At 67.7% G+C, this 6,603-nt stretch carries 3 protein-coding genes; all 3 read left to right on the forward strand.

Annotated features, from left to right (window positions below; genetic code table 11):
* Window positions 1-675 precede the first annotated feature (675 nt).
* The gene (locus P3W85_RS17975) at window positions 676-2,226 is read left to right on the forward strand and encodes an efflux transporter outer membrane subunit (protein ID WP_276265786.1); all 1,551 of its coding nucleotides are present in this window, start codon (window positions 676-678) and stop codon (window positions 2,224-2,226) included.
* A gap of 33 nt (window positions 2,227-2,259) precedes the next feature.
* The gene (locus tag P3W85_RS17980; RefSeq protein ID WP_276265787.1) at window positions 2,260-3,480 is read left to right on the forward strand and encodes an efflux RND transporter periplasmic adaptor subunit; all 1,221 of its coding nucleotides are present in this window, start codon (window positions 2,260-2,262) and stop codon (window positions 3,478-3,480) included.
* On the forward strand, window positions 3,477-6,603 hold a 3,127-nt coding region (locus P3W85_RS17985; protein WP_276265788.1), incomplete at its 3' end, for an efflux RND transporter permease subunit. The genes P3W85_RS17980 and P3W85_RS17985, both read left to right, overlap by 4 nt.

The raw sequence follows: 6,603 nt of genomic DNA on the forward strand, positions 1-6,603 counted from the left end.
CGTAGGTCAGGGTGCTCGCTTGATCGGTCTCCATGGCTACGTCTTCCTGCTTGTCGTCCTGATTTCGTTATATGTACCAGCGGGGCCGTTGAGATGCCACGGTTCACCCGCCGCGACCGCCTGACACCTACTTTCTACGCGGCAGGCAGGGCAAATGCAACCCGCGAGGGCTGGCCCGCGCACAATTACACGGGATTACAACAGGCGGCAACTGGCCGCACGGGCATCGCGACCCGGCTGGCAGCGGTCTCGCCAGCGCCGCCGCCGCAGTCCTTCCCGGCCAGCAAGCCAGTCTGCCGCATCACGGCTGCGCTTGCTCCTGGCAAGCGACGTATTTCGCCGACCGTCGCGGCAAGATACCGTAACGGTCATGCGCACACCGCCAGCCGTCAGCGCCGCCGGTGTATTCCACGCACCACTTGCGAACGCCGCTGCGCCGAGAATGCCGAAAAAAAGCGCGCGACGGCGTAAACAATTGAAATACGCCGTAATGCACGGTGCATTACACAGCTTCCCGCGCCGCACTATGCTAGCGGTAGAACAGGCCGGCGCCACGCCGGCGCCGGACATGTGCGGCCGCTCGCCCCGCCGGCCCGCGCATCAACCCGCATCAACCCGCAAAACCGGCATCGCTCCAAGAAGGTCCAGCATGACCATCGCCAGTCCCTCCCACCCATGAACGCGACGTGCCTGTTCTCGCCACGCCTGCTCTGCACCGCGCTTGCCTGCGCCTGGCTACTTGGCTGCGCGGTCGGGCCCGACTACAAACGCCCCCCGGCCGACACGCCGGCGGCCTACCGCGAAGCCGTGCCCGACGATCACCAATGGAAGATAGCGGAACCGCGCCCGGTGGACCTTAGCCAGGCGTGGTGGTCCGGCTTTGGCGACCCCCGCCTCGATGCGCTCGTTGCGCAAGCCAATACCGCCAACCAGACCCTGCGCCAGGCCGAGGCCCAATACCGGCAAGCACGCGCGCTGGCCCAGGCGGCACGCGCGGGCTTGTTCCCAACGCTTGGCGCCAACGCATCGGTGGGGCGCGCCCACACCAATACGCTGGGCGTCCAGGCGGTGTCGAACACGCACGTAGCCAATCTCGACGCTAGTTGGGAAGTCGATCTGTGGGGGCGGGTGCGGCGCAGCATCGAAGCGGCACGCGACAACGCGCAGGCCAGTGCCGCCGACCTTGCCGGCGCCCGCCTGACCATCCAGGGCGAGCTGGCGCAGGACTACATCCAGTTGCGCGTGACCGACGTGCTCAAGGATCTCTATACCCGTACCATCGCCGCCTACCAGACCTCGCTAAAGCTGACCCAGAGCCAGTTCCGCGCGGGCGTGGCGACCGAGGGCGACGTCGCGCTGGCCCAGGTGACGCTGAATGCGGCGCAGGCACAGGCGATCGATCTCGATGTGCAGCGCAGCCAGCTCGAGCACGCCATCGCGGTACTGCTGGGGCGCGCCCCGGCCGAGTTCACGCTGGCGCCCGAGGCGTTCACGATGCGCCCGCTGGCCGTGCCGCCGGGGCTGCCCTCGGCGCTGCTGGAACGCCGCCCCGACATCGCCGGCGCCGAGCGCCGCATGGCGGCAGCCAATGCCAATATCGGCGTAGCGCGCGCCGCATACTATCCGTCGCTGGTGTTATCGGCGATGGGAGGTGGCAGCAGCGGCAGCCTTGCCAACTGGTTCGGTCCGCCCGGCCGGGTATGGGCGCTGGGCGCGGCACTGGCCGGCACCATTTTCGACGGCGGCCTGCGCAACGCGCAGAATGACCAGGCCGTGGCGGCCTACGACGCGGCCGTGGCCAGCTATCGGCAAACAGTGCTCGGTGGCCTGCAGGAGGTGGAGGACAACCTCTCGGCGCTGCATGTGCTCGACGAGGAAGTGGTGGTTCAGGACCACGCGGTGGAAGCCGCCCGCGTAGCCGAACGCGTGAGCCTGGCGCAATACCGGGCCGGCACCGCATCTTATCTTTCGGTGGTAACAGCCCAGGCTCTCTCGCTGTCTAACGAGCGAACCGCTATCCAGCTGCGTGGCCGGGAGCTGGCCGCCAGCGTCGCGCTGATCAAGGCGATCGGCGGCGGCTGGCACAGCGATGCGCTGGCTGCCGCCGGCCGCGCCGGCACCCCGGGCCCTGCCGCCTCGCCAACCGCCGAGCTTGCGATGCCCGCCATGCCCAGTCCGCCCTCCGCTGCCGGCATCGGTGGCCGGGGCGGCCCAGTCCAACCCTGATTTGCATCGGCAGACCATTTACCAAGGCTTTCCATGGCGACCCCGTCCTCCCGCCGCAATCCCGTCCTGATCGGCCTCGCCGTGCTTGTGCTGGCCGCCCTGGCCTGGTTCGCCACCGGCCCGCTCAGGCGCATGCAGGCGCCGCGCCCGGCCCAGCCCCCGGTGCCTGCGGTCTCGGTTTCCAGCGCGCTGGTAAAGCGCGAAAACGTACCCATCGGCCTGTCCGGCGTGGGCACCGTGCAAGCCATGGCCACGGTGACGGTCAAAGCGCGCGTGGACGGCCAACTCGACCGGGTGGGCTTTGTCGAAGGCCAGGACGTCAAGGCCGGCCAGTTGCTTGCGCAGATCGACCCGCGCACCTTCCAGGCACAGTTGCAGCAGGCCATGGCGCAGAAGGCGCGCGACGAAGCACAGCTCGCCAACGCCCGGCTGGACCTGCAGCGCTACGAGGGTCTAATCAAGGAAAACGCCACCACCCAGCAAACCCTGGACACCCAGCGCGCGCAGGTGGCCCAGCTGGCCGCCGCGGTGAAGACCGACGAGGCCCTGATCAACGTCGCCCGCGTGCAACTCGACTACACCACCATCACGGCGCCGCTGGCCGGGCGCGTTGGCGCACGCCTGGTCGACCCGGGCAATATCGTGCACGCGGCGGATGCCAACGGGCTGGTGGTAATACGCCAGATCGACCCTATCGACGTGGTGTTCACGCTGCCCGACGGCGAATTCCAGCGCATCAACCGCGCCATGCAGGCCAGCCACGCGCCGCTGGCGGTCGAGGCCAGCGAGCGCGGCAGCAGCACGGTGCTCGGGCGCGGCGGGCTGATCCTGCTGAACAACACCATCGACACAACTTCCGGCACCATCCAGCTCAAGGGCCGTTTTCCCAATCCGACGCATACCCTATGGCCGGGCCAGTACGTCAACGCGCGCCTGGTGCTGGGCGAGCGCGACCAGGCGCTGACGATTCCGGCCTCGGCCGTGCAGCGCAGCCAGACCGGCACCTATGTCTATGTGGTGCAGCCGGACCATACCGTCGCCTCCCGCACGATTGAGGTAGCGGAGATCCAGGACGCCAAGGCCATCGTGGCCAAGGGCCTGGCGGCCGACGAGCGGGTGGTGGTGGACGGGCAGTACAAGCTCAAGCCGGGTACGCGCGTGAGCGAGGCAGCGCCGGCGGCCACCGCGGCGGCGAGCTCCGGAGCCGCACCGGCCCCCGCCGCACAAAGCAGCGCCGGGAACGCACGGCCATGAGCATTTCAGCAACCTTTATCAAGCGCCCGATCGGCACCTCGCTGCTGGCGCTGGCCGTGCTGCTGGTCGGCGTAGCGGCGTGGCCGCTGCTGCCCATCGCCCCGCTGCCGCAGGTGGATTTCCCCACCATCCAGGTGTCGGCGAACCTGCCCGGCGCCAGTCCGGAAACCATGGCGTCGAACGTGGCGCAGCCGCTGGAGCGCCAGTTCTCGCTGATCAGCGGGCTGACGCAGATGACCTCGACCAGCGCGCAGGGCAACGCCCAGATCACGCTGCAGTTCGACCTCAACCGCAGCATCGATGCCGCAGCGGTGGACGTGCAGGCCGCCATCAATGCTGCCAGCGGCCAGTTGCCCGGCAACCTGCCGACCCCGCCCACGTTCCGCAAGATCAACCCGGCCGACTCGCCGATCCTGGTGCTGGCGGTGCAGTCCGACACCCTGCCGCTGACCGAGATCAACGACTACGCCGACAACGTGCTGGCGCAGCAGATCTCGCAGATTTCCGGCGTGGGGCTGGTCAATATCGGCGGCCAGCAGAAGCCATCCGTGCGCGTCCAGGTGGACCCGCAGAAACTCTCTGCCATGGGCATGAGCCTGGAAGACGTGCGCAACGTGATTGCCACCACCACGGTCAACCAGCCCACCGGCAGTACCGATGGCCGCACCAAGGCCTTCAACGTCTACACCAATGACCAGGTCACCAAGGCGTCTGCCTGGAACGACATGGTGCTGGCCTACCGCAACGGCGCGCCGGTGCGCGTGCGCGACGTCGGCGTGGCGGTGGACGGCCCGGAGAACGCCAAGCTGGCGGGCTGGGGCTTTGCCGGCGCGGCCGCGCCGGCGGGCAACACCTTCCACAATGGCCGCGCCATCATCCTGGCCGTCACCAAGCAGCCGGGCGCCAATGTGATCGAAACGGTGGACCGCATCCGCGCCGCCCTGCCCAAGCTGCAGGCCGCTATCCCGCCGACCATCAGCGTCAATACGCTGGCGGACCGCACCCAGACCATCCGCGCCTCGGTGGCGGACGTGGAGTTCACGCTGGTGCTGACCATCGCGCTGGTGGTGATGATCATCTTCGTGTTCCTGCGCAACGTTGCGGCTACCGTGATTCCCAGCGTCACCGTGCCGCTGGCCCTGATGGGCACCGCCGGCGGCATGTACCTGCTCGGGTACAGCCGCGACAACCTCTCGCTGATGGCGCTGACCATCGCGGTCGGCTTCGTGGTGGATGACGCCATCGTGATGCTGGAGAACATCTATCGCCACGTGGAAGACGGCATGTCGCCGATGGAAGCCGCGCTCAAGGGCGCCGGCGAGATCAGCTTCACCATCGTGTCGATCTCGGTCTCCCTGGTGGCGGTGTTCATCCCGCTGCTGCTGATGGGCGGTATCGTCGGGCGGCTGTTCCGCGAGTTCGCCGTCACCGTCACGCTCACCATCGTGGTGTCGGTGCTGGTCTCGCTGACGCTGACGCCGATGCTGTGCTCGCTCTACCTGACCCCGCCGCGCGGCCACCATCACGGGCGCATCTACCAGTGGTTCGAGCATGGCTTCGACGCCATGCTGGCGGGCTACAAGCGCGCGCTGGACGTGGTGATGCGCCATCAGTTCTTTACGCTGTGCACGTTTATCGGCACCGTGGCCGTCACCGTGGCGCTCTTTGTCTACATCCCCAAGGGCTTCTTCCCGCAACAGGATACCGGCTTCATGTTCGGCATCGCGGAATCCGCCCAGGATGCCTCCTTCCGGTCAATGAACGAGCGCATGGTGCAGCTGGCGGATATCGTGCGCGCCGATCCCGACGTCGCGGCGGTGGGCATGAGCGCCGGGCAGAACACCCTCAATACCGGCAATTTCTTCATCAGCCTCAAGCCCAAGGACGAGGGCCGCACCGCCAGCGCCGACCAGGTGATCGCCCGGCTGCGTCCGAAGCTGGCCCAGGTGCAAGGCGCCAACCTGTTCCTGCAGGCCGGCCAGGACATCAACGTGGGCGGGCGGCTGTCGCGCACGCAGTACCAGTACACGCTGATGGACTCCAACCTCGACGAACTGAACCAGTGGGCGCCGCGCATCCTCGAACGCCTGAGCAAACTGCGCGAGCTGCGCGACGTGGCGTCCGACCAGCAGAACGCCGCCGCCGCCGCGCGCCTGACCATCGACCGCGCGCGCGCCTCCAGCTTCGGCATTACGCCGGCCCTGATCGACGCCACGCTGTACGACGCGATCGGCCAGCGCCAGGTGGCGCAGTACTTCACGCAGATCAACAGCTACCACGTGATCCTGGAAGCCACGCCGGCGCTGCAGGAAGACCCGCGCCTGTTCAATAGGCTGTACATCACCTCGCCGCTGACCGGCGAACAGGTCCCGCTGTCCACTTTCGTCAAGATCGATACCGACAGCACGGCCTATCTGTCGATCAGTCACCAGGGGCAGTTCCCCGCCGTCACCATCTCCTTCAACCTGGCCCAGGGCGTGGCGCTGGGCGATGCCGTCAAGGCGATCAACACCACGCTGGCGGGCATGGGGCGCCCGCAAACGCTCTCCGGCGCGTTCCAGGGCACGGCCCAGGCCTTCGGCGCCTCGCTGGCGTCGCAGCCCTACCTCATCGCCGCCGCGTTGATCGCCGTGTATATCGTGCTGGGCCTCTTGTATGAGAGCTACATCCACCCGCTCACCATCCTCTCCACCCTCCCCTCCGCCGGGGTGGGCGCGCTGCTGATCCTGCTCGCAGGCGGCTATGACCTCAGCGTGATCGCGCTGATCGGCATCATCCTGCTGATCGGCATCGTCAAGAAGAACGGCATCATGATGGTGGACTTCGCGCTCACTGCCGAACGCGACCGCGGCATGAAGCCGGAAGAAGCGATCTACCAGGCCTGCCTGCTGCGCTTCCGTCCCATCATGATGACCACCATGTGCGCGCTGCTCTCCGGCCTGCCGCTGATGCTGGGGCACGGCGCGGGTTCCGAGCTGCGCAGGCCGCTGGGTTTCGCGATGGTTGGGGGGCTGGTGTTGTCGCAGATGCTGACGCTGTTCACCACGCCGGTGGTGTATCTCTACCTGGACCGGGCGCATTACTGGTATATGCAGCGCAAGGCGCGGCGGCAGGCCCGCCGCG

Origin of the sequence: Cupriavidus basilensis, from assembly GCF_029335485.1 — a bacterium.
Taxonomy (GTDB): Bacteria; Pseudomonadota; Gammaproteobacteria; order Burkholderiales; family Burkholderiaceae; genus Cupriavidus; species Cupriavidus basilensis_E.

Excerpts from the sequence above, each read along its gene's own strand:
- P3W85_RS17980 (WP_276265787.1), top strand. The coding sequence starts at position 2,260 with ATGGCGACCCCGTCCTCCCGCCGCAATCCCGTCCTGATCGGCCTCGCC.
- P3W85_RS17975 (WP_276265786.1), top strand. The coding sequence starts at position 676 with ATGAACGCGACGTGCCTGTTCTCGCCACGCCTGCTCTGCACCGCGCTT.